The sequence below is a fragment of the Stutzerimonas sp. genome (assembly GCF_982611455.1).
In genome coordinates this window covers 1-3,702 of record NZ_CEXBBO010000075.1, presented here as the reverse complement: position 1 = coordinate 3,702, position 3,702 = coordinate 1, and the positions used below count along the sequence as shown (strand labels likewise).

At 60.6% G+C, this 3,702-nt stretch carries 5 protein-coding genes; all 5 read right to left on the bottom strand.

Annotated features, from left to right (window positions below; all coding sequences use genetic code 11):
• Positions 1-184: 184 nt before the first annotated feature.
• Positions 185-1,339 carry a pyrroloquinoline quinone biosynthesis protein PqqE gene (gene pqqE / locus AC2LD7_RS21805; protein WP_484599700.1) on the bottom strand — a complete coding sequence of 385 codons (1,155 nt, stop codon included), beginning with the start codon at positions 1,337-1,339 and terminating at the stop codon, positions 185-187.
• The gene (gene pqqD / locus AC2LD7_RS21800) at positions 1,311-1,586 is read right to left on the bottom strand and encodes a pyrroloquinoline quinone biosynthesis peptide chaperone PqqD (protein WP_484599699.1); all 276 of its coding nucleotides are present in this window, start codon (positions 1,584-1,586) and stop codon (positions 1,311-1,313) included. The genes pqqE and pqqD overlap by 29 nt, the downstream gene beginning before the upstream one ends.
• A gap of 141 nt (positions 1,587-1,727) precedes the next feature.
• The gene (gene pqqC / locus AC2LD7_RS21795) at positions 1,728-2,480 is read right to left on the bottom strand and encodes a pyrroloquinoline-quinone synthase PqqC (protein WP_484599698.1); all 753 of its coding nucleotides are present in this window, start codon (positions 2,478-2,480) and stop codon (positions 1,728-1,730) included.
• Between the two features lie 104 nt (positions 2,481-2,584).
• Positions 2,585-3,496 carry a pyrroloquinoline quinone biosynthesis protein PqqB gene (gene pqqB / locus AC2LD7_RS21790; protein WP_484599697.1) on the bottom strand — a complete coding sequence of 304 codons (912 nt, stop codon included), beginning with the start codon at positions 3,494-3,496 and terminating at the stop codon, positions 2,585-2,587.
• Between the two features lie 50 nt (positions 3,497-3,546).
• Positions 3,547-3,618, bottom strand: coding sequence for a pyrroloquinoline quinone precursor peptide PqqA (gene pqqA, locus AC2LD7_RS21785; protein ID WP_003253598.1), 72 nt, complete (start codon positions 3,616-3,618; stop codon positions 3,547-3,549).
• Positions 3,619-3,702: the final 84 nt, after the last annotated feature.

Here is a 3,702-nt window from a genome sequence, read left to right as displayed (position 1 = left end):
GTGGAACGCGCATCGGCCGGATCGTACTGAACCCAGAACACGCCCCCATGGCCAGCGCGAAGCTCGGCAAAGTCACAACTTGCAGAGGCGTCATGTTCGGCAGTCCAGTCGCTGGGCCAGAAGCCATAGGGGGTTGCGGTCTTGGTCATCCGATCGACTCCGGTCAGTCAGGTTTGAGCCGACCTTACACCCTGAGGATCAGCTTCGATGCCTTCTCGTTACGGAAGGTCAGCTCATCAAGCCCGCGTGGCGCTTGTTCGGCCTCGGTGCGGGCGGCCAGAATCTTGCCGTGGTGTGCGGACTTGCTGCACACCGGATCGGCATTGGCCGCGTCGCCAGTGAGCATGAAGGCCTGGCAGCGGCAGCCGCCGAAGTCCTTTTCCTTCTCGTCACAGGACTGGCAAGGCTCGGGCATCCAGTCGAAACCGCGAAATTTGTTGAAGCCGAACGAGTGCTTCCAGATTTGCTCGATGCTCTGCTCGCGCACGTTGGGAAAGCTGATTGGCAGTTGCCGCGCGCTGTGGCAAGGCAATGCCGTGCCGTCGGGCGTGATATCGAGAAACAGGTTGCCCCACCCGTTCATGCAGCCCTTGGGGCGCTCTTCGTAATAGTCGGGCGTGACGAAGATCAGCTTGCAGGGATGGTTCTCGGCGGCGAGCTTGTCGCGCCATTCATTGGTGATGCGCTCGGCACGCACCAATTGCTCTTTGCTCGGCAGCAAGCCGGCACGGTTGAGCTCCGCCCAGCCGTAGAACTGGCACGTGGCGAGTTCGACGAAGTCGGCTTCCAGCTCCAGGCAAAGTTGGATGATGCGCTCGATATTGTCGATGTTGTGCCGGTGGGTGACGAAGTTGAGCACCATCGGATAACCGTGGGCTTTCACCGCGCGGGCCATGGCGAGCTTCTGCGCGAAGGCTTTTTTTGAACCGGCGAGTAGATTGTTTACCTCTTCATCAGCCGCCTGGAAGCTGATCTGGATGTGATCGAGCCCGGCGTCGGCGAACGAGGCGATCTTCTCTTCAGTAAGCCCAATGCCGGAAGTGATCAGGTTGGTGTAGTAGCCCAGATCCCGCGCCGCCTTGATCAGTTCAGCGAGATCCTGCCGGACCAGCGGCTCGCCACCGGAAAAGCCCAACTGCGCCGCGCCCATCTCGCGTGCCTGACGGAACACTTCGATCCATTCGCCAGTGCTCAGCTCATCGTGACTGCGGGCGAAATCCAGCGGATTGGAGCAGTACGGGCATTGCAGCGGGCAACGGTAGGTCAGCTCGGCCAGTAGCCAGAGCGGCGGACCGGGCTCGAAGCCAGGCTTAGCGAAGCTCGATCCAGAACCGTTCAACGGCCACCTCCAGAAACGCGACGATGTCTTCCTCGATCCCTTCCGCATCCGGGAAGCGCGCCTGCAGATCGGCGACGATGGCGCCGACGGTGCGAGCCCCATCAACTTCAGCCAGTACCGCCGCGGCACTTTCGTTGAGCTTGATCATGCCTTCGGGGTAGAGCAGAACGTGGCAGTTCTGCGCCGGCTCCCACTGGAAGCGAAAGCCGCGGCGCAATGCCGGGATCTGGAGCAGTCGGTCGGTCATGGTCCTTTCTCGCCAGTGAAACATCATCGGTAGTTTGGTGAGTTGGTGGGCTGAAGCCCACCCTACTGCTTTTCGTTTGTAGAGGGCTGGTGGGCTGAAGCGGAGCGCCGCCCGACCCTACCAAATCCGTTTTAGTCCACCTTAGAAGGTGATGCCTTTGTGCCAAACGCGTTCACGGGTAACCGTGTGGTACGGCGGGCGATCCAGTTCGTAGGCCATGCTCATGGCATCCAGCATGCTCCAGAGCACGTCCAGTTTGAACTGGAGAATGTTGAGCATGCGTTCCTGGGCTTCGCGCGTAGTGTAGTGATCGAGGGTGATGCGCAGGCCATGTTCCACATCGCGGCGCGCTTCTTTCAGGCGCTTGCGGAAATAGTCGTAGCCGGACACATCGATCCAGCTGTAATGCTGCGGCCACGCCTCAAGTCGTGACTGGTGAATGGTTGGCGCAAACAACTCGGTCAGCGAGCTGCTGGCCGCCTCTTGCCAGACGGCACGACGGGCGAAGTTAACGTAGGCGTCGACGGCGAAGCGCACGCCGGGCAGTACCAATTCCTGCGAAAGCACCTGCTCACGATCCAGCCCCACCGCTTCGGCCAGTCGCAGCCAGGCCTCTATACCGCCCTCCTCGCCCGGCGTACCGTCATGATCGATGATGCGCTGTACCCACTCGCGACGCGCCTCGCGGTCCGGGCAGTTGGCCATGATCGCGGCATCTTTCAGCGGAATGCAGACCTGGTAGTAGAAACGGTTCGCCACCCAGCCCTGGATTTGCTCGCGGGTAGCCCGCCCTTCGTACATCGCCCGATGGAACGGATGATGGATATGGTAGCAGTCGCCCTTGGCGCGCAGCGCCTGCTCGAACTCGGCGGGGCACATGGCTGACAGTGACATGGGGCTTCCTTACGGTGTGGTGCGATTGTCTGTATGCGGCTCATCGAGCGGCCTGGTCGCCGATTGTTTCGATACGCTGCGCGCATCTCGCAAAGCACGCAGGCTTACAACTCGATGCTCATGCCATCGAACGCCACCTCAATGCCACGCGCATCGAGAATGCCGCGCTCGGCAGAATCCTCGTCGAGGATCGGATTGGTGTTATTGATGTGGATGAGGATCTTGCGTGCCTCAGGGAGGCCGTCGAGCACCTCGATCATGCCGCCAGGTCCGCTTTGCGAAAGATGGCCCATCTCTGAACCGAGCTTGGTCCCGACCTCCCGCACGCGCATTTCGTCATCACGCCAGAGCGTTCCATCGACCAACAGGCAGTCGGCGCCGCGCATCAGTTCCAGCAGTTCAGGGCTAACCTTGCCCAGCCCTGGCGCGTAGAACAGCTTGCCTCCGGTACTGCGATCCTCGATCAGCAGGCCAATGTTATCGCCCGGATGCGGATCGTTGCGGTGTGGTGAATAAGGGGGTGCCGAGCTGCGCAACGGGATCGGCGTGATGTTCAGGTTGGGACACGTCGGGATCGTGAAACTGCCTTCCAGCGCAATGGGGTTCCAGCGCAGGCCACCGTTCCAGTGCTTGAGCATGTTGAACAGCGGGAAGCCAGTACTGAGATCCTGATGAACCATCTCCGTACACCAGACCTCATGCGGGCAACCTTCACGCAGGGTCAGCAACCCGGTGGTGTGGTCGATCTGGCTGTCCAGCAAGATGATGGCGCCAATCGCGGTGTCGCGCGGTCCGCGAGCCGGCTGTAGCTTCGGAACGGATTCCAGCTGGGCACGGATGTCCGGCGATGCGTTGCACAGAATCCAATCCTCGCCGTTGTCGCTGATGGCGATGGACGACTGGGTGCGTGGTTGGGCGCGCAGCGTGCCGGCACGTAGCCCGGCGCAGTTGGCGCAATTACAGTTCCACTGAGGGAAGCCGCCGCCAGCAGCCGAACCGAGAATCTGGATGAACATGGGCAGCTCCGTAAAAACGAAACCCCGGCCGTAGGGCCGGGGCAGATCAATCAGCGATTGGCAAAGTACATGGTGACTTCGAAACCAATACGCAGGTCGGTAAAAGCGGGTTTAGTCCACATGGCTGATCCTCTCTCTTATGGCGACGGAAATATTCCGACGTCCCATTAAGCACCCTGATTCGCTAAAAGCGGAATGGTACTTTG